The organism is Pseudooceanicola sp. HF7 (assembly GCF_011806405.1).
GTDB lineage: Bacteria > Pseudomonadota > Alphaproteobacteria > Rhodobacterales > Rhodobacteraceae > Pseudooceanicola.
The window spans coordinates 99,879-123,302 of record NZ_JAATOW010000011.1 but is presented as its reverse complement, the minus strand read 5'-3'; the positions used below and the strand labels follow the sequence as shown (position 1 = coordinate 123,302).

General features: G+C 62.3%; 24 protein-coding genes. 7 read left to right on the top strand and 17 right to left on the bottom strand.

All coding sequences use genetic code 11. The features are described 5' to 3' along the window. The 3 genes from HCZ97_RS08810 to HCZ97_RS08800 are packed head-to-tail and all read right to left on the bottom strand — an operon-like array spanning nucleotide 1 to nucleotide 2,311. A complete protein-coding gene (locus HCZ97_RS08810) occupies nucleotides 1–807 on the bottom strand; it encodes an ABC transporter permease (RefSeq protein WP_167688329.1) in 807 nt (268 codons plus the stop codon). Further along, nucleotides 804–1,673 carry an ABC transporter permease gene (locus HCZ97_RS08805; protein ID WP_254871427.1) on the bottom strand — a complete coding sequence of 290 codons (870 nt, stop codon included), beginning with the start codon at nucleotides 1,671–1,673 and terminating at the stop codon, nucleotides 804–806. Before HCZ97_RS08805 ends, HCZ97_RS08810 begins: the two co-directional genes overlap by 4 nt. Before the next feature lie 8 nt (nucleotides 1,674–1,681). Further along, nucleotides 1,682–2,311 carry a TetR/AcrR family transcriptional regulator gene (locus tag HCZ97_RS08800; protein WP_167688327.1) on the bottom strand — a complete coding sequence of 210 codons (630 nt, stop codon included), beginning with the start codon at nucleotides 2,309–2,311 and terminating at the stop codon, nucleotides 1,682–1,684. A 140-nt stretch (nucleotides 2,312–2,451) separates the two neighbouring features. On the opposite strand from HCZ97_RS08800, the gene HCZ97_RS08795 reads away from it, so the two are divergent. Further along, complete coding sequence (locus tag HCZ97_RS08795) at nucleotides 2,452–3,816, top strand: aminotransferase (protein WP_167688326.1); 1,365 nt, start codon at nucleotides 2,452–2,454, stop codon at nucleotides 3,814–3,816. A gap of 178 nt (nucleotides 3,817–3,994) precedes the next feature. On the opposite strand, the gene HCZ97_RS08790 is transcribed toward HCZ97_RS08795, so the two are convergent. Then, nucleotides 3,995–4,351, bottom strand: a complete 357-nt coding sequence (locus HCZ97_RS08790) for an Rrf2 family transcriptional regulator (RefSeq protein ID WP_254871426.1) — start codon at nucleotides 4,349–4,351, stop codon at nucleotides 3,995–3,997. Here HCZ97_RS08790 and HCZ97_RS08785 point away from each other — a divergent pair, their 5' ends adjacent. The 4 genes from HCZ97_RS08785 (at nucleotide 4,352) to HCZ97_RS08770 (ending at nucleotide 8,663) form a co-directional block, all read left to right on the top strand. Next, entirely contained in the window at nucleotides 4,352–5,896 is a 1,545-nt protein-coding gene (locus HCZ97_RS08785; RefSeq protein WP_368484340.1) for an MFS transporter, read from the top strand. A gap of 147 nt (nucleotides 5,897–6,043) precedes the next feature. Continuing rightward, entirely contained in the window at nucleotides 6,044–6,277 is a 234-nt protein-coding gene (locus HCZ97_RS08780) for a hypothetical protein (protein ID WP_167688324.1), read from the top strand. 345 nt (nucleotides 6,278–6,622) lie between these two features. Next, nucleotides 6,623–7,288, top strand: coding sequence for a TrkA family potassium uptake protein (locus tag HCZ97_RS08775; protein WP_167688323.1), 666 nt, complete (start codon nucleotides 6,623–6,625; stop codon nucleotides 7,286–7,288). A 67-nt stretch (nucleotides 7,289–7,355) separates the two neighbouring features. After that, complete coding sequence (locus tag HCZ97_RS08770) at nucleotides 7,356–8,663, top strand: TrkH family potassium uptake protein (RefSeq protein WP_175581675.1); 1,308 nt, start codon at nucleotides 7,356–7,358, stop codon at nucleotides 8,661–8,663. Between the two features lie 860 nt (nucleotides 8,664–9,523). On the opposite strand, the gene HCZ97_RS08765 is transcribed toward HCZ97_RS08770, so the two are convergent. The 4 genes from HCZ97_RS08765 to HCZ97_RS08750 all read right to left on the bottom strand — a co-directional run bounded on the left by HCZ97_RS08765 (nucleotide 9,524) and on the right by HCZ97_RS08750 (nucleotide 12,614). Continuing rightward, nucleotides 9,524–9,745 carry a hypothetical protein gene (locus tag HCZ97_RS08765; protein ID WP_217701755.1) on the bottom strand — a complete coding sequence of 74 codons (222 nt, stop codon included), beginning with the start codon at nucleotides 9,743–9,745 and terminating at the stop codon, nucleotides 9,524–9,526. 88 nt (nucleotides 9,746–9,833) lie between these two features. Further along, nucleotides 9,834–10,973, bottom strand: coding sequence for an aminotransferase class V-fold PLP-dependent enzyme (locus tag HCZ97_RS08760; RefSeq protein ID WP_167688321.1), 1,140 nt, complete (start codon nucleotides 10,971–10,973; stop codon nucleotides 9,834–9,836). Nucleotides 10,974–11,039: 66 nt separating this feature from the next. Beyond that, nucleotides 11,040–11,711: an amino acid ABC transporter permease gene (locus tag HCZ97_RS08755; protein ID WP_167688320.1), complete on the bottom strand. Its 672-nt coding sequence runs from the start codon at nucleotides 11,709–11,711 to the stop codon at nucleotides 11,040–11,042. A gap of 93 nt (nucleotides 11,712–11,804) precedes the next feature. After that, nucleotides 11,805–12,614 carry an ABC transporter substrate-binding protein gene (locus HCZ97_RS08750; RefSeq protein ID WP_167688319.1) on the bottom strand — a complete coding sequence of 270 codons (810 nt, stop codon included), beginning with the start codon at nucleotides 12,612–12,614 and terminating at the stop codon, nucleotides 11,805–11,807. A 177-nt stretch (nucleotides 12,615–12,791) separates the two neighbouring features. Between HCZ97_RS08750 and HCZ97_RS08745 the strand changes: the two genes are divergently transcribed. After that, nucleotides 12,792–13,442 carry a GntR family transcriptional regulator gene (locus HCZ97_RS08745; protein WP_167688318.1) on the top strand — a complete coding sequence of 217 codons (651 nt, stop codon included), beginning with the start codon at nucleotides 12,792–12,794 and terminating at the stop codon, nucleotides 13,440–13,442. A gap of 50 nt (nucleotides 13,443–13,492) precedes the next feature. Further along, complete coding sequence (locus HCZ97_RS08740) at nucleotides 13,493–14,242, top strand: amino acid ABC transporter ATP-binding protein (RefSeq protein ID WP_167688317.1); 750 nt, start codon at nucleotides 13,493–13,495, stop codon at nucleotides 14,240–14,242. Between the two features lie 105 nt (nucleotides 14,243–14,347). Here HCZ97_RS08740 and HCZ97_RS08735 read toward each other — a convergent pair whose 3' ends face one another. The 9 genes from HCZ97_RS08735 to HCZ97_RS08695 all read right to left on the bottom strand — a co-directional run bounded on the left by HCZ97_RS08735 (nucleotide 14,348) and on the right by HCZ97_RS08695 (nucleotide 23,349). Beyond that, the gene (locus HCZ97_RS08735; protein ID WP_167688316.1) at nucleotides 14,348–16,537 is read right to left on the bottom strand and encodes a xanthine dehydrogenase family protein molybdopterin-binding subunit; all 2,190 of its coding nucleotides are present in this window, start codon (nucleotides 16,535–16,537) and stop codon (nucleotides 14,348–14,350) included. Beyond that, on the bottom strand, nucleotides 16,534–17,538 hold the full coding sequence (locus HCZ97_RS08730) for a xanthine dehydrogenase family protein subunit M (protein WP_167688315.1): 1,005 nt from the start codon (nucleotides 17,536–17,538) through the stop codon (nucleotides 16,534–16,536). The genes HCZ97_RS08735 and HCZ97_RS08730 overlap by 4 nt, the downstream gene beginning before the upstream one ends. Continuing rightward, nucleotides 17,535–18,038 (bottom strand): 2Fe-2S iron-sulfur cluster-binding protein, encoded by a 504-nt coding sequence (locus HCZ97_RS08725; RefSeq protein ID WP_167688314.1) that lies wholly within the window; start codon nucleotides 18,036–18,038, stop codon nucleotides 17,535–17,537. The genes HCZ97_RS08730 and HCZ97_RS08725 overlap by 4 nt, the downstream gene beginning before the upstream one ends. Nucleotides 18,039–18,338: 300 nt before the next feature. Next, nucleotides 18,339–19,046, bottom strand: coding sequence for an SDR family NAD(P)-dependent oxidoreductase (locus tag HCZ97_RS08720; RefSeq protein ID WP_167688313.1), 708 nt, complete (start codon nucleotides 19,044–19,046; stop codon nucleotides 18,339–18,341). A 157-nt stretch (nucleotides 19,047–19,203) separates the two neighbouring features. Then, nucleotides 19,204–19,965: a DUF1684 domain-containing protein gene (locus HCZ97_RS08715; protein WP_167688312.1), complete on the bottom strand. Its 762-nt coding sequence runs from the start codon at nucleotides 19,963–19,965 to the stop codon at nucleotides 19,204–19,206. 15 nt (nucleotides 19,966–19,980) lie between these two features. Further along, nucleotides 19,981–20,742, bottom strand: a complete 762-nt coding sequence (locus HCZ97_RS08710) for an ABC transporter ATP-binding protein (RefSeq protein WP_167688311.1) — start codon at nucleotides 20,740–20,742, stop codon at nucleotides 19,981–19,983. Beyond that, on the bottom strand, nucleotides 20,739–21,548 hold the full coding sequence (locus HCZ97_RS08705) for an ABC transporter ATP-binding protein (protein ID WP_167688310.1): 810 nt from the start codon (nucleotides 21,546–21,548) through the stop codon (nucleotides 20,739–20,741). The genes HCZ97_RS08710 and HCZ97_RS08705 overlap by 4 nt, the downstream gene beginning before the upstream one ends. Beyond that, complete coding sequence (locus HCZ97_RS08700; RefSeq protein ID WP_167688309.1) at nucleotides 21,548–22,396, bottom strand: ABC transporter permease; 849 nt, start codon at nucleotides 22,394–22,396, stop codon at nucleotides 21,548–21,550. Before HCZ97_RS08700 ends, HCZ97_RS08705 begins: the two co-directional genes overlap by 1 nt. Continuing rightward, nucleotides 22,396–23,349, bottom strand: coding sequence for an ABC transporter permease (locus HCZ97_RS08695; protein ID WP_167688308.1), 954 nt, complete (start codon nucleotides 23,347–23,349; stop codon nucleotides 22,396–22,398). Before HCZ97_RS08695 ends, HCZ97_RS08700 begins: the two co-directional genes overlap by 1 nt. Between the last annotated feature and the right edge of the window lie 75 nt (nucleotides 23,350–23,424).

The window sequence follows — 23,424 nt, the reverse complement described above, 5'->3', positions numbered from 1 at the left end:
TCACCAGGCTCCGCCGGCCATGTCTTTGCCGAGCCGCCGCGCGCTGCGCCGTCTCAGGAGTTCCGAAAGTGTCAGGAGGATGATCGACAGCAGCAACAAGAGCGTGCCGAGGGCCATGACGCTGGGGATCCGCTGCGGGAAGCGCAACTGCGACCAGATGTAGACAGGCAGCGTCGGCTTTGTTCCTGACAGGAAGAAGGCGATCACGAATTCGTCCAGCGATATCGTGAAGGCGATCAGAAGGCTGGAGATCACACCGGGCATGATCAGCGGCAGTGTCACCCGGCGGAATGTCGTGAGGCGGGATTCACCGAGGTCGAGCGAGGCTTCCTCCAGACTGGGATCGAGTTGCTGGAAAGAAGACCGAAGGATGGCGATGCAGAAGGGAGTGCAGATCAGCACGTGCCCCATGATGATCGTGTAGATCGACAGCTCCAGCCCCGCGAGAAGCACGACGGTCAACAAGGACACGCCAATGATGATCTCGGGCAGGAACATCGGCAGCATGATCGTCCCAATCATCGCGCCCTTTCCGGGGAACCGGTACCTGACCGTTGCGGATGTCGCCAAGAGCGCAAGGATCGTGGCGATGACCGCGCTGGTCACGGCAATCGTCAGGCTGGTCACGGCCGCCTTGCGCAGCTCGACGGCTGCGGCCAGTGACTTGAACCAGTCGAGGGTGAACCCCGACAGCGGGAAGGCAATGATGCTGCTGTCGTTGAAGGCGAAGATTGGCAGAAGCAGCGTGGGCGCATAGAGGAACAGGACGAACACGATCATAAAGATCGTCAGTATGCGTTTGCTCATGCTGCGCCCTCTTCTTTCAGATAGCGGCGATTGATCCAGACAAAGAGGCCTGCCACGCTTGAGACCAGCAGAAGCGCCATCAAGGCAAGCGTGGCGCCAAGCGGCGCGTTGTTGGCATTCTTGAACTGAACCTCGATCATGTTGGCAATCATCAGCCCGCTCGACCCGCCGACCAGTTTGGGCGTGACGTAGTCACCGATCGTCGGGATGAAGACGATGAGCGTCGCCGCGACGACTCCGGGCATCGAGAGCGGCAACGTGATCCGGCGGAAACGCTGAAACGGCGTGTCGCCAAGGTCCTGCGCGGCTTCAAGGTAGGAACGGTTCACCTTCTCCATCACCACGAAGATCGGCAAGACGGCAAAGGGAAGCCATGCATGGCTGAGCGTCAGGGCAACGGCAAACTGGTTGTAGAGGATGAAGTCCAGCGGTTCCCTGATCAATCCGATCCCCATCAGGGACTCGTTGAGCACGCCGTTGTAGCCAAGGATGACCTTCCACAGGAAGATGCGCATCAGGTAGGATGTCCAGAAGGGGATAGTGATCAGAAAGACCAGCAATGCCTTGCGGTTGTCCGGCGCGACAAAGGACATGTAGTAGGCCGCTGGATAGGCAAGGCTGACCGTCAGAAAGGTCACGATCAGAGAGATCTTCAGCGACCGAAGCATCAAGGTCCGGTAGATCGGGCTATTCCAGACCTCGACAAAGTTGGCGATTGTCGGCGTGCGGTCCAAAGTCAGGAAATCCTGCGTCCAGAAGCTCATCGCAAGCAAGAGCGCAAGGGGCGCGGCCAGGAGCAGGATCGAGAAGGCGAAGGGAAGACTGATCTGCGACAGCCCACGCCGCGTATCGGCGTCAAACGGCATTCGACGGCTCATCGCCCTGCCCCGCCTGCCGGAAGGGCAAGCGCCACAAGGGTCCGCGTCATGGCCTCGATCCCTTCGGTGACATCCTGGTAGGTCCGATTTTCCGAACGGGTGAAGTCGAGGAACATCATGTTCGCGTTGTTGAACAGCGTGTTGCCGAAAATCACGCAATCAAGGTCTGCGCGCAGCAACCCGCGTTCTTGCAGGGCCGTTGTCAGCTCCACCACATGTTCGCTCAGCACGCGGTCGGAGCGCCGCAAGCGCCGCGCCTCCTTCGAGGTGACATCGGCGAAAGAAATCGCGAAGCCCTTGCGCCAGAGCGCCCTGTTCAACATCACGGATTCCGGCGCGAAATACTGCAGAAGAAACGCGCTGAGGATGTCTTCGGCGGGAGCGCTGAAATCCGGCACGAACCTCTGCCCCATGTCCTCCAGGCGCTCGTTCTCGATCGCGATGAGCGTCATCAGGATCTCGTTCTTGCCCGGGAAGTAATTGTAGAGCGTGCCGACGGAGAGCTTAGCCGCCGCGGCAATGTGTTCAGCCTTCACGGCTTCGAACCCTTCGCGCCCAAACAGTTCCGTTGCCGCATCAAGGATGAGCTGTGTGCGCTCAGCTTTCTGTTGTTCTCGTAAACCCATGGCAGACTTGTAGCTGCAGGCGTAAGTGCATTTCAATATAATATTATAGTCAGATATAATTTTTTAATTGACTACAAAATAGGCGCCAGCGATACAGTCCGGGGTAGCCATACGGCCCTCGCACCTCACAAGGACACAGCATGACAGCATCAGCAGACGACCTGAAGAACGCACCTGTACAGAATGGTCAGCTTGTTCGGCCGTGGCAGGATGTGACCTCGTTCGGCCAGGATGACGCGACCGTTCTCGAAAACAGCTCCGGCATCTATGTTCGGGATTCCGAAGGCAACGATCTGATCGATGGTCCGGGCGGCATGTGGTGTGTCAACGTGGGCCACGGTCGTCGCGAGATCATCGAGGCCGTCTCAAAGCAATTGGAAGAGCTGCCTTATTTCTCGCCCTGGACGATGTCCGCTCCGATGACCACAAAACTGGCGGAGCGTATTGCCAGCATCTCTCCGGGAGATCTGAACAACATCTTCTTCACCACGGGGGGCTCTACGGCCGTCGATTCCGCGCTGCGTTTCGTGTTCTTCTACAACAACTGCCTTGGCCGGCCGGAGAAGAAGCAGATCATCGCCCGCGTGAACGGCTATCACGGCAGCACCTACCTCAGCAGCAGCGTGTCGGGGAAGAAAAGCGAAAAAGCCCACATGGATATGGCCAAGGGCCTGACCAACTTCATCTCAAGCCCCAAACCGAAGGACCGCCCGAAAGGCATGTCCGTCGAAGACTTCTGCGACACGCTGATCGCAGAGCTGGAAGCGAAGATCGAGGAGGTCGGCGCAGACAAGATCGGTGCGTTCATCGCAGAGCCTGTCATGGGATCAGGCGGTGTCGTGGTTGCTCCGGACGGTTACTTCAAACGCTGCTACGAGGTCTGCAAGAAGCACGACATCCTGTTCATCTCGGACGAAGTCGTGACGTCTTTTGGACGGCTGGGGCATTATTTTGCATCCGAAGACGTCTTCGGCGTTGTCCCGGACATGATCACGACAGCAAAGGGAATGACCTCGGGCTACCTGCCCATGGGCGCACTCCTGATCTCGGACCGCCTGATTGCTGACATTAACGCAACCACCAATGAATACCGCGCATTCACTTCAGGCTTCACCTACTCCGGCCACCCGGCCTCCGCTGCCTGCGCGATGGCGAACATTGATATCTTCGAGCGGGACGGCCTGCTTGAGCACGTGCGCGAGATTGCCCCCTATTTCGCCAAGGCCATGAACTCCCTGAGCGATCTGCCGGTGGTCACCGATGTGCGCGTCCTTGGCCTCATGGCCGGAGTCGAGTGCGAGCTGGATGCCGATACCCCCGATGAAGACCGCGACTGCGCCTTTACCGCGAAGGTCGATGTTGCTTGCCAGGAACTTGGGTTGCTCGTGCGGCCCATCTACAACTCCTGTGTCATGTCACCCCCGCTGACCATCACGAAAGAGCAGATCGACGAGATGGTTGCGATCTTGCGTGCGGGGATCATCCAGGCTGCCGAGAACACTTAGCCGGAGCTTGCTTCCACTCTCCTGAGGTCGGCAGCCGAGCCTCCGAGTATTGGCTGCCGATCCTTTCGCCCCTTTCAACGTGCTGGCTTTCCCACTCGGGGGAGCCAGCGCGAAGCGTAGTATCTGTGAGCGTACACGCGTCTGAGTGCCTCGCGTCCGAACACTTGCTCGCGCCGCCTTATGCCCTGACGATTTCTGCGACGGTGAGAGCCGCGAGGCGATCTTCGAACACCTGTCTCGCGGCGTGAAGCGCGTCATTCGTGGCGGTGTTCGCCGCCTGAGCCAGCAGGCAAGACGGCTGATCGTCATCCGGAGCGATCGCGAAAAGCTCCGGCGAGCCGAGTGCACTGTAAAGGTCCAACAGGGACATTTCGGTCAACGGCCGTGACAGGCTCCATCCCCCGCCATGCCCCTTGGTCGAAGTGAGCAACTCGGCATCCCGAAGCCCGGCAAGTGTTCGGCGCACAACGGTGGCATTGGTCCCCAACATTACGGCAATCTCCTCTGACGTTGCCGGGCGATCCATTTTGGCCATGTGCAGCAGCGCGTGCAGGACGCGGGGAAGACGACTGTCGGCTCTCATGACGCTCCTCATGATACTTTTGATGATGCGAGAGTTGACCTCTCACCCATTAACGTGTCATACGATGTTACGAAAGAATCACCCCAAACACCAGAGTTCGAAATGACCGTGACCTCATCAGGTACTCGATGGCTTGCCATGGGCTTCCTCTGCCTTGGCAGCTTCATCAATCTGCTCGACGTGACCATCGTCACCGTGGCCCTGCCCCGCATCCAGTCCGACCTCAGGGCCACGCCGACCCAGCTGCAATGGGTGGCGGCGATTTACGTGCTGGCGCTGGCGGCGGGACTGCTGCCCATGGGCCGGTTCGGAGACAGTTGGGGGCGCAAGCACCTTTTCGTCTGGGGGATGATCGGCTTTACCCTGGCCTCTGCGGCCTGCGCAGGGGCCGTGAATATTGAGATGCTGATCGGTGCCCGCCTGGCACAGGGGCTTTCGGCGGCGATGATGGTGCCGCAGGTCCTGGCGATCCTGAACGTGACCTTTCCACCGGAAGAGAAAACCCGTGCCTTCGGTATCTTCGCTTCCGTGTCGAGCCTCGCCTCAGTGGCAGGCCCGGTTCTAGGGGGCGGGCTGATCGCGCTTGATCCCTGGGGACTGGACTGGCGCGTCATCTTCATCGTGAACGTTCCCTTGGGGATCGTGGCAATCGTCGGCGCGGTGCTCACGGTTCCCGCTGGCAGAGTGGGGTCACAAAGGGTGGATTGGATCGGCACTGCCCTCTTTGCCCTGACGACGGTCTGCCTTGTACTGCCCTTGGTGGAAGGGCGCGCCATGGGCTGGTCCTGGCCGATGATCGCACTTCTGGTCTCAGCCGTGCCACTGGCGGGACTGACGGTCGGCCACATTTTTCGGCGGGACCAGCGCGGTCTCGCGGTTCTGATCCCCACCGTTCTCTTGAGAAATGCTTCTTTTCTGCAGGGATTAACCCGCGTCGTGTTCGTGTTTTCCGGTATTCCGGGCTTCTTCCTTGTGCTGACAGTCTACCTGCAATCGTCCCTCGGCCTGACACCGCTGCAGAGCGGTCTTGCGACGGCCACGTTCCCGGTGGGGGTCATGGTCGCCTCAATGAACGCATATCGCCTGAATGACTGGCCGCTACTTCGGCGGATCTGGGTCGGAGCTGCGCTTCTTGTGACGGGGATGGCGCTGACGGCGCTGGCGCTGTGGCAGATCGGGGCAGGTATCACGCCATGGCACCTGACGGCGCCCCTGCTGACCTGCGGGCTCGGGATGGGGACGGTCATCGTGGCTTTGTTCCAGTCGGTGATGACGACGGCCGTCGCCGCGGAATCCGGAGCAGCCTCAGGTGCCTTGCAGGCCTTTCAGCAGATTGGCGTGGCCGTGGGGATCGCGGTCGTATCAAGCATCTACTTCGGGCTTTCGGCGAAGGGCGGCCCTTTGGCTGCCATGATCGCCGCCTGTCTCTATCCAACGATCCTCTTCGCTCTCCTTGGCCTCGACAGCCTGCGCAAAATGGGAAGGGAAAACACATGAAACCGACTATACTCGAGACAGATACCGCCGAGAGCTTTTGGGATCGGCATTGGTCAGGGGTGACTCAACCCAGCAATGGCAGGCCCTCTGCCGCGTTGGAACGTCTTGTGGAGGGGCGGCCTGCTTCTGATCGCGGGGCACGGAAGCTTGGCCCCATGGGCATGGAGCGATCCGGAGATCCAGCTTCCCAAGGCGCGGGACGTCGCCAATGCCCTTGCCCTTCATGATTGGACAGAGGTCGAGATCACGGATTACCCGCGCGAAGCGCATGAGCCCGACGGGCAAGTAGTCGAGGTGTTTGACAGTATCACCACTTTGGAACGCCCCATAGGTGAGGCGATCTACGCTCATGTCTCATTGGGCTTAACGGCCAGAAAATGACTAGCGCTGCGAGAACGCCGGTAGAGAGGATTACCTTGGGGCTTTGGGAGCATGCAGAAAGGCGTGCCATCTACGCATTGACCAGCCAAAGAATATCAATCAGATAACCTTTTATTTTTGATCGATAAATCGTGCCGGGCGGCAGAGAAGAAAGGGCCCTGAGCCTAAGTGCCTCAAGTCGACGCGCAGCTTGTGGCCGAAAAAGGCCATGCGAGTGACTTCCCGTCAAGTTCTCAAGCGGCGCCGTTTTGCTGATGATGACGCTAGGAAAGAGCGCGCCGTTGGTCTGCCAATTGACAGCTTTGATGCCGAGAGCTACCTCCTTCTGGCTTCAAGGAGGCCAGGATGCCCAAAACGAAGGCTCGCAGTTTCGCCGTGATCGGCCTTGGCACGTTCGGCACCACCGTCGCGTCCGAGCTGGCGCGGTTCGGGAACCATGTGCTTGGAATTGACCTGCAGGACAGCAATGTCTCGCGCGTGGCTGATACGCTGGCCGAGGCGGTGATCGCCGACGGACGCGATGAGCAAGCCTTGCGCGAGGTCGGTGTGGGCAGTTACGACGTGGCGCTTGTCGCGATCGGCGAAGAGCTGGATGCCAACATCCTGTGCACCATGAACGTCAAGATGCTGGGCGTGTCCACGGTCTGGGCGAAGGCGATCAACCGCACCCACCACCGGATCCTGTCCAAACTTGGCGTGGATCGCGTTATCCTGCCCGAGCAGGAGATCGGCCGCCACATTGCACAGATGCTGCACAACCCGCTGGTCCGCGACTACGTGAGCCTGGGCAATGGCTTCCACGTCGTCGACTTCCGCGTGCCCCAAAGCCTTGACGGGTCGCATATCGGCAAGGTCGGCCTGTCCGACAAATACGATCTGCGCGCCCTGGGGCTTATGCGCGGCAGCGATTACGTGCCGTGCGAGGCCGGTGAAACCGAACTCAGGACCGACGACAAGCTGCTGCTTCTCGGGCGAAGAGAGAACCTGCGCCGCTTCGCAGACGGTCTTTGACCCCATGCGCCCCGTATGGTCCAGGCCCGGCGGGTCCAGGCATGCGCGCTCCAGGGGGGTATGGCGCATGCAGGTGCCGCCGCCAGCCATCCTTGCCGCGCTCTATGCGATCCTGATCGCCCTTGGGGGCGCGTTGCTGATGCTGCCCGCGGCGACCGCGACTCCGATCAGCTGGTCCGATGCGATCTTCACCGCCGCCTCTGCGGTGACAGTGACGGGCCTCGTGATTTATGACACCGGCAGCCAGTTCACCCTGTTCGGGCAAGGCGTCATCATGGTGCTTATCCAGCTGGGCGGGCTTGGGCTGATGACCTTCGCCGTGCTGCTGCTGTCGATGCTGGGCCTGCCGGTGTCGATCTCTCAGCGCATCTTCCTGCGCGAGGATCTGAACCAGACCTCGATCAGCGACCTGCTGGTTCTGGTCCAGGGGATCCTCAAGACCGTGCTTGCCTGTGAACTGCTGGGAGTGCTGTTGCTGTCCGTGGTCTTCGTGCCGGAATTCGGCTGGTCCAAGGGGCTGTGGCAGGCGCTGTTCCATACCGTTTCGGCCTTCAACAACGCAGGCTTCGCGCTCTTCCCCGACAGCCTTTCTCGCTACGTGGCCAACCCCGTGGTCAACCTGACCATCCCGGCGCTGTTCATCTTCGGAGGACTGGGGTTCATCGTTGTGACCGAGGCTTACGGCAAGCGCCGCTGGCGGGCGTTTTCACTGCACACCAAGCTCATGGTGGTCGGCACGCTGGCGCTGGTCGTCTGGTCCGTGGTGACCTTTGCCGCGCTGGAATGGACAAACCCCGCAACGCTCGGCGGGCTTGACGGGATTGGCGACAGGCTATGGGCCAGCTGGTTTCAGGGCGTGACGACCCGGACCGCGGGCTTCAACACCGTCGACATCGGCGGCATCCACGACAGCACCTCCATGATGTTCATGTCCCTGATGGTGATCGGCGGCGGCAGCACATCCACCGCTGGCGGCATCAAGGTCACCACCTTTATCGTGCTGTTGCTTGCCACCCTCGCCTTCTTCAGGCGCAGTCAGCAGCTGCATGTCTTCGGGCGCAGCATCGGGGCCGAAGAGGTCATGAAGGTCCTGGCGCTGACCATGGTAAGCTTGATGACCGTTCTCTTCGCGATCTTCCTGGTGACGCTGTCCCACGACGGAGACTTCCTTGATCTTGCCTTCGAGGTGAGCTCGGCTTTCGGTACGGTCGGTTTGTCGCGCGGCACCACCGGGGAGCTGGACGGCTTCGGGCGCGCGGTGATCATCGCCGTCATGTTCCTGGGCAGGGTTGGGCCGCTGACACTTGGCTTCTTCCTGGCAACCCGCTCCAAGCCCAGGGTTCGATATCCTGCAAGCAAGGTCTATCTCGGGTAGCCATGTCAGAGAGCTTGCCGCTGAAGGCCCCGGGCACCCTTAATGCGAGCGCGTGCCCGACGCTCAGGCCCCGACCAAACAGAAAACACTCAATCACTCCCCACATCCAGGCCCTCTTTGGATTGGTGCTCAGACTCAGAATGGCACGACGCCATTGAAGCTCACCCGGTCAGACGCCGGCCACCCCATCAAAGGGGCGAGGCCGATCTTGGAAGCAACGATGCATGCCTTGGCTTGAGGTCCGATCAACGTCGGGTTGTGGATATGGGCAAGCGTGATGGACCGGAGGATCAATCGGGGGAGAACCGAGTTTACGCGCGACATGCGCACTGCCTGCAATAAGATCCGGAGCGTCGGCCGGAAAAGGACGCGAGCGCCACATCTCGCCAGATGCCAATGGCTATGGTGTGGGAGTTCTCAGGAACGGCTTCACATCTTGACCCGCCATTCTCCGCGGATTGTCCGTGTGCGGGCGACATCCACAGCTGAAGACTAGCGCCTATGACGCGCACTCGATACGCCGAACAAAGGTGGCCCAAATTTACAGCATTCCATATGGCATTGGGTCACTCCAAGACGACCAGCAGCGTCAGACCCCTTGGCTATGAGATTTGGGATACGCTAGCTAACGCCGGAGCTATCGAAATCTAAAGGCATGGTTCTCCTCAAGGTACTCCTAGAGCCAAGCAAGAATTTGAAGGCCTGCGGCGCCCACCCCTCCAAGCTCCATGTAGAAGTGCCTACTAGGCAACTCGGGCAAAATACGCATCATCGGCGAAGCAACTTTTCCCAAAACTCAAAGAGACGTTAACGCCGGTGTGGGCTTGCTTCGGGCCAATGCGGATCAATTCAACTTCGTCCTAGATGCCATCGGTCGGGTCGGAAATTCGGCCGTGCTCCTGGTGCAGGGCACTTAGGATCCAGTGGCGCCCGTTGACCGCACCCTGAATCTCCACGATGCGCTGGATGCGGCGGGAGTCGAAGTAACCTTTTTGCGCATCGAAGGCATTAGGCACTCCTTTGGCCGTATGACCAGCCAACCCGAGTTTTACGACCGCCTTATCCGCGCCTTCGAGGCGCATCTGGGGGCCAAGTAGCGGAACCGATGGATCCAAGGACAAGATAGGCCCTTGGATCCAGTCTCATTGCCCAGAGTGCGAACTACGCCTCTCATCCAATCAGGTCCGCGAGGGCGTGCAGCGTTCTCTCAACGCCCGCATCGGTGGTGATGAAACCGGGGGACATGCGCAGGATCTGGCTGCGATTGTCCATGTGGATGTCGCGTGCGCTCAGTTCCGCCACCAGTTGCGTCGCATCGACCTCGTCGGGCAGAGCGACCATGAGGCTACCACCGCGCTTTTCCGCGTCCCGTGGGCTGACTAGAGCAAGCCCCATGTCATCTAGCCCGGCCAACAGCTTATCCGTCAGCGACCGGTTATGGGCAACGAGCGCAGGCCCATCCTGCTTCATGCGCCATTCCATCGCCGGCAAGCTGGCGATCGCCGAGATGGTGCTGGGTGTGCCGCTGTTGAAGCGCCGCGCATCCTCGGCAAAGGCAAAGGAATCCAGCGCCCAGGAAAAAGGATTCTCCTGCGAGAACCAACCGCGCAGCTCAGGCTCGCAGGTCGCCAGCACCTTCGCATCCACGTAGATGATCCCGGCGCCAGGCGTGCCGCACATCCACTTAAGGCTCGTCGACAGTGCGAAGTCGACCGCCGGGGTGGACACGTCGTAGGGCAGCAGGCCGGCACCCTGGGTCAGGTCGACCCCGATCATCGTGCCCATCTCGCGGCCATGAGCGACCAGCCGGGGAATATCGAGCCTGTGGGAACTGGTCGAGCTGATCCATGTCAGCAGCGCGAGCGCGACGTTCTCGTCCCACTCCGCGATCATGTCCTCTTCCTCGACCCAGGGGCTGCCCTGGCGCATCGCTACGGTGACCAGCTCGAACCCGAAGCGCTTGGCAAGACCCGTCAGAAGGAAGTGCAGCGACGGGAAGCCATCCTCGGCCACCAGCACCTTTTTGCCGCGCAACGTTCCCTCGGGCAGAGCGCCGATGACGGACATAAGCCCGGAGGTGACGTTTTCTGTGGTGGCGACGGTGCCCCTTGGCGCGTTGATGAGATCAGCCCAAAGGTCGATGAAGCGCTGCCGCTTGCCGAGGACCTCGCCCCATTGCTCGCCATTCGGGGCCGCCCAAACCTCGGAGAACTCGGTGAGCCCGGCCGTCATGTCCTGCTGTTTACCATCGTACTGACCGATGGAATGATAGAGAAGATATGCATCTCCGGTGCCCGCGGCTTCGGCCATCATGCACTCCTGTAGTTCAGATTTGGGGCCCGGCGCCGGAAGGGTCCAGGCAGATCGGAGCGCCGCTCAGCGGTACCCACGCTTGAAACGTTGTTCCAGCCAGCCGGTGAAACGCACCATCGGCCAGAGCAGCGCGATGTAAAGCGCGGCGGCCAGCAGCAGGGGCGTCGGATTGGCGAAGAGGGCCTGCGCGTCGGTGGCCTGTTTGAGGAGATCCCCCATGGCCACGACCGAGGCCAGCGAGGTGTCCTTCATGATCGCCACGCAGTAGGAGGCCAGCGGCGGGATCATCATGCGGAACGCCTGGGGCAGGATCACCTTGCGCATCGTGGTCGCGAAAGACAGGCCAAGGGCATCGGAGGCCTCGAACTGGCCTTTCGGCACGGCTTCGATCCCGGCACGCACCACCTCTGCGGTATAGGCCGCGAGGATCAGCGACAGGGCGATCGTCGCCGCCATGAAGGAAGACAGCACGATCCCGGCGAAGGGCAGCGCATAGTAGACAAGGATCAGCACGACCAGCGCCGGAATGGCGCGAAAGACGTCGATGTAGAAAGTCGCAAGCAAACGCAGGGCCTTGGGCGAATAAAGCCGCACCAGACAGACGACAACTCCCAGGATGCCCCCGCAAATGATCGAGGCCGCACCCAGGAGGATCGTGTAGACGAGCCCCTCCATGAGCAACGGGAAGGCCCGCTTCATGACATCGATATTAAAGAAAATATCGAGAATTTCCATATTTAGCTCCGGTAGATCATGGTCGGTGCGGCCTGCACTCATCGTCCCGCTGGGCGGACGGAAGGGCGCGGCGCGCCCTTCCGGGGAAGTGTATCACTCAGCCGAAGTCGGGATCGGCAGCGGGGTCACCGTCACACTGTCCTCTGCGGGGGCTTCACCGAACCACTTTTCGTAGATAGTTGCCATGGTGCCGTCTTCCTTCATCTCAGAGATGGCATCGTTGAACGCCTGCAGATGATCGGAATTCTTCGGCATCATGATTGCGAACTTGTCACCTGTCGGGATGTCGAAGGCGACCTCAAGATCGGACATTTGGGCCTGGGTGAAGGCATAGCGCAGGCCGACGATGTCGTTCACGGCCACATCGATCCGGCCACTGCGCAGATCGGTGAGCAGGTTGGCGGTGGAATCGTAGCTGCCGTAGGACTTGTAGCCCAGCTCGTCTTCGCGTTCCTTGATCCAGGTTTCCGGGAAGGACGTCGCGATCGATCCGACACGCTTGCCGCGCAGATCCTCCTGGCTGGCGATATCGGTGCCGGCCTTCGCCGCAACACCAAGCGCGCCAGAGAAATAGGGCTGGGTAAAGGACTGTGCCTCCAGCCGCTCCTCGGTGATGCTCAGGGAGGAGATGACCGCGTCGACCCGGCCAGATGCCGTGGCCACGAAGAGCGCGCGGAAGTCGAGGCCGGTGATCTCGATGGTGGTGTCGAGCCGCTCAGCGATCTCGTCGACGATGTCGACCTCGAAGCCTTCGAAGTCGCCGGACTCGTTCTTGAACTCCCAAGGCGGGTTGGCGGGATAGGAGCCGATCCTCAGCGCGTCCGCCGCCAGCACGGGCGCGGCGGAAAGGGCAGCAAAGGCGGTGAGGGCAAGGCCGGCAAGGGTCAGTCTTCTGGTGGTCATGGTGTCTTCCTGTTGTGGCGTGAAGCACATTCGTGTCGTTCTGTGTGACTATCGATTGCACCTTCCGCATACTGATTCAAACATTTTCTTTAAGTCTAAAGCTTATTTATTGCGCTATGACGCGGAAACGGCCAGTATGACGCCAACATCAGTATACAGATTGGCATGGAACGCAGGATGACCGAGCGCCCAAAGCGTCACATTAAGGACGCGATCTACGAGACCTACCTCGGGCGGCTTCAGCGCGGCGAGATCTCTCATGAAGATCGGCTGATCGACCTGGCAATCGCGGAGGAGTTCGCGGTTTCTCGGATGCCCGTGCGGGACGCGCTCATGCGGCTGACCCACGAGGGATACCTTGAAAGCACCACCCGCGGCTTCGCGCTGCCAAACCTGAGCCATCCGCAAATCCTCGAGATCTTCGAGCTTCGCCGGCTGCTAGAGCCGCGCGCTGCGGCGCTCGCCACCGCCGAGCTGACAGAGGCGGACCTCGATGCACTTGCCGCCGCTGTTGCTCGCTCGGAACAGACGCTGGAATCGGGCGACGTGGAAGCGCTTTACGCCGCCTCGGAGGACATCCGCCGGATCTGGATCATGGGGGTGCCTAACACGGCCCTGCGCGAGACCATCCTGCGCTATATCGCTCAAATCCAATGCGTCCGCCTCGCGACGCTGCATGACGCCGCCTCGCACCAGACGCTCGTCGATTTCCACCGCCAGATGGTTTCGGCCTTCAACGGGCGCAACGGGGCCCAGGTCGAACTGCTGTTCTTGCGCTTCGTCCTTGCAGGCGAAGAGAGCTACCGGCGCCTGCATCCCGACTCGTGACCGAGCGCCACATGACCCCAACTTCCCGATTCTCCCGACAGGACTGACTGATGACCAAGGACCCCTCCCCCGCGATCCGCATCTCCGGCCTCAACAAGTGGTACGGCAATTTTCATGTGCTGAAGGACATCAACCTAACGGTTGCGGAGGGCGAGCGGATCGTCATCGCCGGACCTTCCGGCTCAGGTAAATCCACGCTGATCCGCTGCATTAACCGCCTCGAGACGCATGAAGCGGGCGACATCACCGTCGAGGGGGTAGAGCTGACCTCAGACACGAAGAACATCAGCCGCATCCGCTCGGAAGTCGGCATGTGCTTCCAGCAGTTCAACCTTTTCCCGCACATGACGATCCTTGAGAACTGCATCCTCGCCCCCATGTCCGTGCGAAAAGCCTCACGCAAGGAAGCAACCGACACGGCGATGCACTATCTGGAGCGTGTGCGGATCGCCGATCAGGCCAACAAGTACCCCGGGCAGCTCTCCGGCGGCCAGCAGCAACGGGTGGCGATCGCGCGCTCTCTCTGCATGAAACCCCGGATCATGCTTTTTGACGAACCAACCTCGGCGCTCGACCCGGAGATGATCAAGGAAGTGCTGGATACCATGGTCGGCCTCGCCCAGGACGGTATGACCATGCTCTGTGTCACCCACGAGATGGGCTTCGCACGGCAAGTGGCGGACCGCGTCATTTTCATGGACCACGGCCAGATCATCGAAGAGAACGCCCCGGAACCCTTCTTCAAAAACCCGCAGAACGAGCGCACCAAGCTTTTCCTGAGCCAGATCTTCGGCCACTGAGCCTGCCTGTCTGGCAGGCGCCCTGCCCACTTGAGGACAGGCAGATAGATAAGCCGCACTATCCGTCGCAGAGAGGCCGCAAGAAGTTTGCGGCCTCTCTGCGAGTCACTTCACGCCGAACGACGAGATGACGCGATCCGGCAGTGCCGGGATGTCGTAGATACGGTGTCCGCTCGCGTGTGAAATCGCGTTGATAACCGCAGCCCCGGCGCCGGAGATGCCAAGCTCACCAATCCCCTTGGTCTGGATCGGATTGGCCCAGTCATCGCGTTCTTCCAGGAAGACCACCTGCATGTCGCCGGGCACATCGGCATGGGACGGAACGTGGTAATTGGCGAGGTCGCGCGTCACCACATGCCCGTCGCGGCTGTCGCTCTGCATGTCTTCGGTCAGCGCGGTTCCAATTCCCCAGATCATGCCGCCAAGTGCCTGGCTGCGGGCCGTCTTTTCATTCAGGATGCGCCCCATCGACATCACACCCAGCATCCGGCGGACGCGGACCTCTCCGGTCCATTCATTCACGGCGACCTCGGCGAAATGGGCCCCAAACCCGGAAGAGAAGTGGCTCTCTGCGGTTTTGCCGCCCTCTATCTCGGCCTCAGCCACGATCTCTTCCGTCACAAGGCCTGACAGATCGGCTTCGCGATTGTCGCCGCGCGCCCGGCCCTTCTGAAGCGTCAGAGCCTCCTCGGAACAGCCAATTTTCCGCGCGATCTCCGCCCGGATCTTTTTGGCTGCCAGGAATGTCGCGGATCCCGCCGAACTTGCCCCGAATGAGCCGCCGGAGCCAGAGGCCCCCGGCAGGTCGGAATCGCCCAGCCGGACCTCGACACGGTCGGGCGAGAGGCCAAGCATCTCTGCCGCGATCTGGTTCAGGATGGCGTAGGAGCCGGTGCCGATATCGGTCATGTCGGTCTCGACAATGGCGCGATCCCCTGTCAGCCGAACGCGCGCGGCGGATTTCACCAGCACGTTGCTGCGCGCTGCCGAGGACATGCCCATACCAATCAGCCAGTCGCCCTCGCGACGCGACCCGGCCTCCCATCGCGCGTCCCACCCGAATAGCTCTGCGCCCTCCGTCAGGCAGTCCGCAAGGCGCCGGGCGCTGTAGGGCCGGCCGTCCATCGGGTGCTTTTCAGGCAGGTTCTTCAGGCGCAAATCAAGCGGATCCATCCCCAGCTTGTCGGCCAGCTCGTCGATGGCAGCCTCAAAGGCCACCATGCCGACCGCCTCGCCCGGCGCGCGGACAGAGCCCGCGGGCGTGGCGGCAATGCGCGCGACAGTCTGGGTGAAGCTCAGCCCATCGGCCCCATAGAGGAACTGAGAGGCCTGGCTGACCGGTTCGGCAAAGCCTTCCTCGTCAAGGTTGGACACGCGGTCATCGTGCGAAATCGCCGTGATCCGCCCGTCCCGGGTCGCGCCCAAGCGAACGTGTTGCGCTGTCTCCGAGCGCCGCAGGATCATGTCGAACACGTTCTGACGCGTCATCACCACCCGTACCGGACGCCCCAGCTTTTGCGAAGCGATCGCGGCGGCAACCGCTTCCGGCCCGATGCCAAGTTTCGATCCAAAGCCGCCGCCGACAAAGGGCGACAGGATCCGGACCTGGGATGCGTCTATGCCAAGGGAGTCGGCCAATTCCTTCTTGTTGAAGCGCACCATCTGAAGCGAGCCGCGCAACTCGACCGCATCGCCGTTCCACTGCGCGACGGCGGCATGGGGCTCCATCGCCGCCGCGGCGTGCGACGGGGTGGTATAGTTGAGGTCCACCGTCACCTCGGAGGAATCCCAGGCGGCATCGAAATCGCCAGCCGTTTCGGGATCATCGACTTCGGTGTCCCGAGTGTTGCCGGGGGAGACGGCGGCGTCCTCGGTCTCGTATTCCACGCTCAGGCGCTGTGCCGCGTCGCGCGCTGCCTCGAAGGTCGAGGCAACCACAAGTGCAATCGGCTGGCCATGGTAATGCACCGCATCCGCCGGCTGCACGGGCGCTTCCCCGGCCATACCCTGCGCCGGGTTGCGGGTCATGCGCGGGTCCGTGATGACGTCAAGGACACCTTCAAGCCCCATGGCCCCCTCCCGGTCGATTTTCAGAACCTTGCCCCGAGCGATCGTGGCCCGCACCAGGTAGCCGTGCGCCATGCCTTCAGGCGCGGGATGGTCCGCCGTGTACCCCGCCGTGCCCGATACTTTTTGCGGCCCATCGGGACGGTCCATCGGGGTGCCTATCACGCCCTGTCCGGTTTCATCTAGCAAGCGCGGCTGGGGTTCATCCATGGTGAAACGGTCAGTCATCCCTGCGTCCTCGCGATGTCGGTACCTGCGGTGTCGCCAGGCCCGGTCAGCTGGCGCATTGTTGCAATAAAGGTGCGGCGCAGAAGGTTGCGCTTGTAGTCGGTGTCGGGATGCGGCGCGCTGTCAGGGACAAGTGCGTCGGCCGCGCGCTCGAACAGGGCGTTGGACGCGGTCTCACCCTGAAGGAGCTGCACAACGTCGTGGTCCATCCAGGGATGCGGCGCCACGCTGCCGTAGGCCAGGCTGACCTGCGTGATGGTATCGCCCTCCATCGCAACCGATCCGGCGACGGAGACCAGCGCAAAGGCGTAGGAAGCGCGGTCGCGCACCTTGCGGTAGGTCTGGCGTGCACCCGCATGCGGAGATGGCAGGATCACAGCAGTGATCAGATCCCCCTTACCCAGCCCGTTCTCGATATCGGGGCGGTCCCCCGGCCCCCTGTAGAACTCGTGCATCGGCACCTGGCGGGTCTCGCCATCCGCGCTGCGGATCTCCACCGCGGCCTCCAATGCCGTCAGCGCGACCGCCATGTCCGAGGGGTGCGCGGCAAGGCAATGTTCGGACGTCCCGAACAGCGCCAACATCCGGCCCGCGCCGCCCTGCGCCGCGCAACCTTCACCTGGGGTGCGCTTGTTGCAGGCCTGCGACGTGTCGTAAAAGTAAGGGCAGCGGGTCCGTTGCAGCAGATTGCCGCCCGTTGTCGCCTTGTTGCGGATCTGGGCCGACGCCCCCGCAAGGATCGCACGCGACAAGAGCGGCCAGCCCGCCCGGACCCGCGCATCATTGGCCAGAGCAGAATTGGTCACCAAGGCGCCGATGCGCAGGCCTTCTCCCTCTGCCTGGATTTCGGACAAGCCCTCAAGCCGCGTGATGTCGACCAGGGTGTCAGGCGTCATGACCTGGATTTTCATGAGGTCGAGCAGATTTGTTCCCCCGGCAATGATCTGCCCTGCACTCACATCGTCGAAAGAGGTGGCGCGCTGATAGTCGAAGGGCCTCATTTCTCCACCTCCGCGGCCATGGCGATGGCCTCGCGGATCAGGGGATAGGCGGAACAGCGGCAAAGATTGCCAGACATGCGTTCTGCCATCTCCGCATCGGAAAGCTCAGCTGCATCAAGGTCGTCGCTCACGTAGGACGGCGCCCCGTCACGCATCTCCTTGAGCATCGCGGTTGCCGACATGATCTGACCGGGGGTGCAGTAGCCGCACTGGTAGCCATCTTTCTCGACAAAGGCCTTTTGCAAGGCCGAGAGCCGCTCAGGCGACCCGATCCCTTCGATGGTCGTGACCTCGTCTCCGTCATGCATCGCGGTCAGGCATAGGCAGGAATTAACGCGTTGCCCGTTCACAAGCACGGTGCAGGCCCCGCATTGGCCATGATCGCAGCCTTTCTTCGTACCGGGGAGATCGAGATCGTCGCGAAGGGTGTCGAGCAAGGTCCGACGCGTGTCATGGTCGACCTCATGCGAACGCCCGTTGACTGTAAGGGTGGTCTTCATCTGTATCTCCGTTGCGAAGGGGCAAACGGGCGGTGCATCTGCACCACCATTCAAGGTCAACGAACGGAAGGCCTTATCGTTCCAGAGCGATCTTTCAGCACGGTCAGGCGTCGCCGGGAACATGGCAGGCAATGCCGGTGTTTTAAGAACTGCACGAAGCCGCTGTCGCGTGTTGCCGTCGGTCGGCACCAGGCCACTCCGAAAATCGCGTTCTGTCCTTTAGCCGGCCCCAAGTCGGACCGGTCTCAGATCGACGTGGGGGGAAGAAGCCGTTGGCACGTCACTGGTCGCGGGGACCGATCAGAACATACCGTCGGTTCGGCAGTTGATGTGGATCTCGGGCAACGAGGCAGTGTTCGACAGGCCGATGGCTTCCATCACCAGATGCGCGACCTCGTCGGGCTGGGTCATCTGCTCCGCCGCCCTGCCGCCAGCGGCGGCAGTTTCGCCCATGTCGGTCGCCACGAGGCCGGGGCAGACCGCAGTGGCGCGGATGCCGTAATCCCAGCCTTCATAGCGCAGGGCATGGGCAAGGCCGACAGCCGCGAACTTGCTGACCGAATAAAGCCCGGATCCGGCCGAGGCTACCCGCTTGCCGGAAAGCGATCCAAGGATGATGACGCGGCCGTGGCCGCCGGCTTTCAGGGCGTCCCAGGTCGCCATGGCCAGCCGCCGCGGTGCACGCAGATTTACTTCCAGCAGCGTGTCGACCTCGGCCTCCGGGGCCCCGACGATGCTGTTGGAGGTGAACAGCCCGGCGCTTGCGACGATGGCGTCGATCCGGCCGTGATTTGCCATGACCGCCTCCGCCCAGGAAGCCTCGGCATCGCGATCAGTGGCATCGTAGGCGAAGGCGTCAAGCAGGGCAGGATCAAGCCCTTCCGGCACTGCGTCGGGATTGCGCAGCCCCAGACTCACGTGCCAGCCGAGGGCCTGTGCCGCGCGGGCGATCTCTGCGCCAATCCCACGGCTGCCGCCGGTGAGCATCATTACGGGTCTGTAGGTCATGGCAGGTCCTTTCGGTCAGGGGATCAGTAGGAGAGCCTCAATAGGCTCCCCTTCCATCTCGCGGACTTGATGGCGGCCTACACCTTCGCGCGGATAGTTTTTGCATCTCCGATGCATAAGTCAGGTATCGAATTCGCGCGCACGCGGACGACGCCTGTCAGAGACGGCGTTCGCCTACCTCGATCCGCACCGGGAAAAGGTTTTCGCGCGGCGGCAAGGGACAGACCGCATGCTGGGTAAAGGCGCAGGGCGGGTTTGTAGCCCGGTTGAAATCGATCACCACGCTGTCTTCTGTCACGTCCTCGCCAAAGACAAAACGCATGTGCGAATAGGTATCGTCGAGCGAAGTCAGATCGCGGAACACGAACTGCGGCCTATCGGCGGTGCCATAGGTCGGCAGCATGGCCATCTCGCGGCCCGCGAACTCGAATTTTGCGACATGGGTCACCGGCACCTGTGTCGGCACGCCGATGATGGTGTCGAGCGTCAGGTTCATCGGTTCGGGCAGCGGCTCCCAGCGGGCAGTGATGCGCAAGGCCGGATCCAGGGGGAAGAAATCGATCGGCTTCATCTGTGCCGCCGCCTCGGACTCCGCATCGCGGATGCGCAGCGCGCGCAGCTCGTTGAGAGAGGTGATCTCCAGCAGGAAGCGTCCGACACGCCACGCGAACGCACCCGCCGCCTTGTCGAGCGGGATTGCCTCGCCGTCCGCCCTTTCAAAGACGCCGGTATCGTCGTCTTTCAGGGTCAGCCGGCCCAGCTGCACATCGCATTCCGCACCGCGCCCGATGCTCAGCGTGCCGGGGGTCACCCACCAACGGCCCAGCAGGTTCAACCAGCCGTCCTCGGCCGTCAGCTTGGCCATGCGGGTCTCGAACCAGGCGGCATGGGCCTGTTGGAACTCTAGGGAAACGGTCATGTCATGTCCTTGAAACTATAGTGTCACAGAGCCTTCCGGCATCCGCGGGATGCTGGCGAGAAGGCTTTTGGTATAAGCATGCTGCGGATTGCGCAGGATCTCCTTGGTGGCGCCCGCCTCGACGATCCGGCCGCGATCCAGCACCACCATCTGATCACAGAGGGCGGCGACGACGCCGATGTCGTGCGAGACGAAGATCATTGTCATCCGCTCGGAAATCTCCTCGAAGAGGTCCACCACACGCACCCGGGTCGACAGGTCAAGCGCGCTCACCGCCTCATCGGCCAGCACAAGCTCTGGCCGCGCCACGATGGCCCGCGCTATGGCGATCCGCTGGCGTTGCCCCCCGGAGAACTGATGCGGAAAGCGATCAAGCGTGTCGGCGCTCAGCCCAACCGAGGCAATCGCCTCCTCGGCCATCTTGCGGTGATCGCCCGGCACCTTGAGCGAGCGCAGTGGCTCGGTCACGATCCGCCCGATACGATGCGCCGGGTTCAGCGAGGAATAGGGATCCTGAAACACCGCCTGCACCCGCTTGCGATAGCCCTGCATGTAGCGCCGGTCGCGCGCCTCCAGCGGCGCGCCGTCGAACAGGATCCGCCCCTGTTGCGGGCTGTCCAGGCCCAGCATCAGTCGCAGCAGCGTCGATTTGCCGGACCCGCTCTCGCCCACCAGGCCCACATTGGACCCACGCGGCACGGTAAAGGAGATATCCTCCAGCACACGCCGCCCCTTGCCATAGGCAAAGCCGACATTTTCCACCGACATCAACGTCATGGCTGTCCCTCCAGGGCCTCATCGAACCGGCGTGCGGCCGCCACGAGACTGCGGGTATAGCTGTCTGCGGGTCGCGTCAGCACCTGCTGCGCCGGCCCCGTCTCGATCATCCGCCCGTCCCGCATGACCATCACGCGCTCGGCCACCTGCCCCACTACGGCGAGGTCATGGCTGATGAATAGCAACGCGATTCCCAGTTCCTCGACCAGCGAGGTAATCAGGCGCACGATTTCGGCCTGGGTCGTCACGTCGAGCGCGGTTGTCGGTTCGTCCGCGATAAGCAGGCGCGGCTGGCAGGCCAGCGCCATGGCAATGGCCACCCGTTGCCGTTGGCCGCCAGAGACCTCATGCGGATAAGAACGGATCAGCCGCTCCGGCTCGGGCAGGCGCACCTGCTCTAGCAGGGCCTGCACCTCCCGCGCAACGGCGGCCCGGCCCGCATCCTGGCCCGTGCGCTTCAAGCGACGGCGCACCGGTCCGGCGATCTGCCGGCCCAGGGGCATCAGCGGATCGAGTGCCGTCAGAGGCTCCTGGAACACCGTCGCCACCGCATCACCGCGCATCCGCACAAGGCGTTTCTCCGGCGCGCCGATAATCTCCTCGCCCGCCAGTGTGACGCGGCCGGTGGGCCGGATCGACGGTGCGAGCAGCCCGGTGATCGCCAGTGAGGTCAGCGACTTGCCCGACCCGCTCTCGCCGATCACGCCAAAGCGCTCCCCCGTCATGATGGAAAAGGACAGGTCCTCCACCAGCACCTTGTCCGGGGTGGCCAGCGTCAGGCCCTGCACATTCAGCAGATCGCTCATCATCCGTCCCTCCGTGCCGGGTCGAAACGGTCACGCAAGCCGTCGGCCAGCAGGTTGATCCCGATCACCAGCGCAAACAGCGCGAGGCCCGGCAGGATGGCGCCCCATGGCGCGGTATAGACCGTGCCCTGTGCCTCTTGCAGCATCCGACCCCAGCTTGCATTGGGCGGCGGTGCGCCCAGCCCGAGATAGGACAGCGAAGCCTCTGCCATCACCGCCAGGCCGAACTGTAGCGCCAGGTTCACCCCCAGGAAAGGCACGATATTGGGCAGGATATGCCAGTAGACAATGGCCCCCCAGGAGGTGCCCGAAACCCGCGCGGCGGTGATGTAGTCCTGGCCCAGCACCTGTTTCGTTAGGATCCGCGTGATCCGTCCCACGATGGGCGACAACCCGATGCCAAGCGCCAGGATCGCCGTTCCGAGAGAAGCCTCCTCGCGCGCGGCAACCACCAGCATGGCGATCAGCAACGTCGGAAAGGCGATCAAGATATCGAAGAAGGCCGCCAGCGCATCGTCCAGGAACCGCGTGGCAAAGGCCGCGAGGATGCCGGTGGCCACCCCGATCACCGCGCCGATACCCACGGCTCCGCAGCCCACGATCAGCGCGATCCGCGCCCCAATCATCAGCTGCGTGAACAGGTCGCGGCCCAGACGATCGGTGCCCGCCCAATGCGCCGCACTCGGCGCTTCCAGCCGTCCGCCGGCCATGTCCGACAGCGCATAGGGCGTCCAGAAGAACGACACGACCCCGGCAAGGACGATCCCGCCCACCAGGATCAGCCCCAGCCAGAAGGTGGCGTTGCCGCGGCGTCGGCGACTGGGCAGCGCGGTGCTTGCTGTAGACATCAGCGGGCCTCCTTGCGCAGGCGCGGATCAAGGACCCGTTGCAGGATATCGGCCAGGAACCCGGTCAGCAGAACCAGCAGGGTCGACACGATCAGCACCCCCTGGATGTTCGGATAATCCCGCTGCTGGATACCCAGCAACAGCATCGAGCCCATGCCCGGCAGCGAGAACACCTGTTCCACCACAACGGCACCAAGGAAGGTCGTCGACAGTTCGATGCCCAGCACCGAGACCACCGGCACCGCGGCGTTGCGCAGCCCATGGCGCATCAACGCCCCGGTATGGCTCTCGCCCAGGGCGCGCGCGGTGCGCAGGAAATCAGATCCCAGCACCTCCAACGTCGCCGCACGCACATAGCGCATCAGCGAGGCCGACATGACAATGGCGATGGTAAGCACCGGCAGCACCATCGACTCGATGGCGCGCCCCGGATCGGCATAGCCCCGCAGCGGGAAGCCCCCCGAGGGCAGCAGCCGCAGGTTCAGCGAGAATTCATAGACCAGCAGGATGCCCAGCCAGAACACCGGAACCGCGATACCGATCTGCGAGATCACCGAGAGCAGCAGCCCATACCAACGATCCGCCTTCACGGCAGCAAGGATCCCGAAGGGTATGGCGATCACCAGCGCCAGCACGAAAGAGGCCAGTGTCAGCGGTAGTGTCACGCTCAGCCGCCGCGAGATCTCATCGAGGACCGACGAACGAGACACGAAGGAATTGCCCAGGTCGAACCGAGCCAGGTCGCCCAGGTAGGTCAGGAACTGCAGGCTCAGCGGCTGATCGGAGCCAAGCTGTGCCTGGGCCGCGGCGATCTGCTCCGGTGTGGCCCCCACGCCGACAAGCGCATTGGCCGGATCCCCGGGCAAGAGGCGCAGCAGCACGAAGAGAACCACCGCGGCAATGAAAAGCGACAGCAGCAGGATGACCAGCCGTCGCAACATGTATCTGACCATGATCGATCCCGTTTCCCGGACAGTGCAGGGCCACGCCCGTCAGCGTGGCCCCTTTCAGTGGTTTGAGACTTCAGC

Bases quoted from the DNA above. Each gene is read 5' to 3' on its own strand.
- HCZ97_RS08750 (WP_167688319.1), bottom strand. From the start codon at position 12,614: ATGACCACCAGAAGACTGACCCTTGCCGGCCTTGCCCTCACCGCCTTT.
- HCZ97_RS08730 (WP_167688315.1), bottom strand. From the start codon at position 17,538: ATGAGGCCCTTCGACTATCAGCGCGCCACCTCTTTCGACGATGTGAGT.
- HCZ97_RS08715 (WP_167688312.1), bottom strand. From the start codon at position 19,965: ATGACCGTTTCCCTAGAGTTCCAACAGGCCCATGCCGCCTGGTTCGAG.
- HCZ97_RS08795 (WP_167688326.1), top strand. From the start codon at position 2,452: ATGACAGCATCAGCAGACGACCTGAAGAACGCACCTGTACAGAATGGT.
- HCZ97_RS08810 (WP_167688329.1), bottom strand. From the start codon at position 807: ATGAGCAAACGCATACTGACGATCTTTATGATCGTGTTCGTCCTGTTC.
- HCZ97_RS08775 (WP_167688323.1), top strand. From the start codon at position 6,623: ATGCCCAAAACGAAGGCTCGCAGTTTCGCCGTGATCGGCCTTGGCACG.
- HCZ97_RS08735 (WP_167688316.1), bottom strand. From the start codon at position 16,537: ATGACTGACCGTTTCACCATGGATGAACCCCAGCCGCGCTTGCTAGAT.
- HCZ97_RS08705 (WP_167688310.1), bottom strand. From the start codon at position 21,548: ATGAGCGATCTGCTGAATGTGCAGGGCCTGACGCTGGCCACCCCGGAC.
- HCZ97_RS08725 (WP_167688314.1), bottom strand. From the start codon at position 18,038: ATGAAGACCACCCTTACAGTCAACGGGCGTTCGCATGAGGTCGACCAT.
- HCZ97_RS08770 (WP_175581675.1), top strand. From the start codon at position 7,356: ATGCAGGTGCCGCCGCCAGCCATCCTTGCCGCGCTCTATGCGATCCTG.
- HCZ97_RS08760 (WP_167688321.1), bottom strand. From the start codon at position 10,973: ATGGCCGAAGCCGCGGGCACCGGAGATGCATATCTTCTCTATCATTCC.
- HCZ97_RS08755 (WP_167688320.1), bottom strand. From the start codon at position 11,711: ATGGAAATTCTCGATATTTTCTTTAATATCGATGTCATGAAGCGGGCC.
- HCZ97_RS08695 (WP_167688308.1), bottom strand. From the start codon at position 23,349: ATGGTCAGATACATGTTGCGACGGCTGGTCATCCTGCTGCTGTCGCTT.
- HCZ97_RS08740 (WP_167688317.1), top strand. From the start codon at position 13,493: ATGACCAAGGACCCCTCCCCCGCGATCCGCATCTCCGGCCTCAACAAG.
- HCZ97_RS08700 (WP_167688309.1), bottom strand. From the start codon at position 22,396: ATGTCTACAGCAAGCACCGCGCTGCCCAGTCGCCGACGCCGCGGCAAC.
- HCZ97_RS08720 (WP_167688313.1), bottom strand. From the start codon at position 19,046: ATGACCTACAGACCCGTAATGATGCTCACCGGCGGCAGCCGTGGGATT.
- HCZ97_RS08800 (WP_167688327.1), bottom strand. From the start codon at position 2,311: ATGGGTTTACGAGAACAACAGAAAGCTGAGCGCACACAGCTCATCCTT.
- HCZ97_RS08745 (WP_167688318.1), top strand. From the start codon at position 12,792: ATGACCGAGCGCCCAAAGCGTCACATTAAGGACGCGATCTACGAGACC.
- HCZ97_RS08805 (WP_254871427.1), bottom strand. From the start codon at position 1,673: ATGCCGTTTGACGCCGATACGCGGCGTGGGCTGTCGCAGATCAGTCTT.
- HCZ97_RS08790 (WP_254871426.1), bottom strand. From the start codon at position 4,351: ATGGCCAAAATGGATCGCCCGGCAACGTCAGAGGAGATTGCCGTAATG.
- HCZ97_RS08710 (WP_167688311.1), bottom strand. From the start codon at position 20,742: ATGACGTTGATGTCGGTGGAAAATGTCGGCTTTGCCTATGGCAAGGGG.
- HCZ97_RS08765 (WP_217701755.1), bottom strand. From the start codon at position 9,745: ATGCGCCTCGAAGGCGCGGATAAGGCGGTCGTAAAACTCGGGTTGGCT.